A 632-nucleotide genomic window follows, 5' to 3' on the forward strand; every position below is an offset into this window, starting at 1 on the left:
GAACAAGGTCATCTTCAAGATGCTGCATCTCAAGGGCATCTATGGCCGCGAGATGTTCGAGACCTGGTACAAGATGATCGCACTGGTGCAAGGCCCGCTCGACGTCACCGGCCTCATCACCCACCGCATCGGCATCGACGATTTCCAGACCGGATTCGACGCGATGCGCAGCGGCAATTCGGGCAAGGTGGTGATGGACTGGTGAGCGCCTGATCCTTGCCCAGAGCCTCCTTGAGCGCACCCAATCCATTTGTGATCGCGGTGCGCTCGCCAGCACTGAGCTTTGCCAGCAATTCCTGCTCGAACGCCTTTGCTAGCGGCACCATCTCGCGATAGGCGGCAAGGCCCGCTCCAGTCAGCATCAGGTGCTCGATTCGGCGGTCATTTTCATCCGGTTTTCGCGTGAGCCAGCGGCGCCGTTCGAGCTCGGCGACGGCGCGCGAAACCTTGGTCTTGTGCATCGCCGACTGTTCGCCGAGCGCCGTCGCGGTCATGCTGCCGTGCTGTCCGAGGCCGGCCAGCGTGCGCCATTCGGGCCGCGTCAGGCCGTGGCGATCCTTGTAAATCCTTGAGAATTCGCGGCTGACGGCATCGGCGAGCCGGTAGAGCCGGTAGGGCAGGAAGCTTTCGAG

At 62.3% G+C, this 632-nt stretch carries 2 pseudogenes; one reads left to right on the forward strand and one right to left on the reverse strand.

From position 1 onward, the window contains the following. A pseudogene (tdh, locus tag EOA86_RS37410) lies at window positions 1–205 on the forward strand (L-threonine 3-dehydrogenase); the annotation flags it as partial. A gap of 10 nt (window positions 206–215) precedes the next feature. On the opposite strand, the pseudogene EOA86_RS37415 reads toward tdh, so the two are convergent. Beyond that, window positions 216–632, reverse strand: a pseudogene (locus EOA86_RS37415) (MarR family transcriptional regulator); the annotation flags it as partial.

The sequence above is a fragment of the Mesorhizobium sp. M5C.F.Ca.IN.020.32.2.1 genome, assembly GCF_004023105.1.
GTDB lineage: Bacteria > Pseudomonadota > Alphaproteobacteria > Rhizobiales > Rhizobiaceae > Mesorhizobium > Mesorhizobium wenxiniae.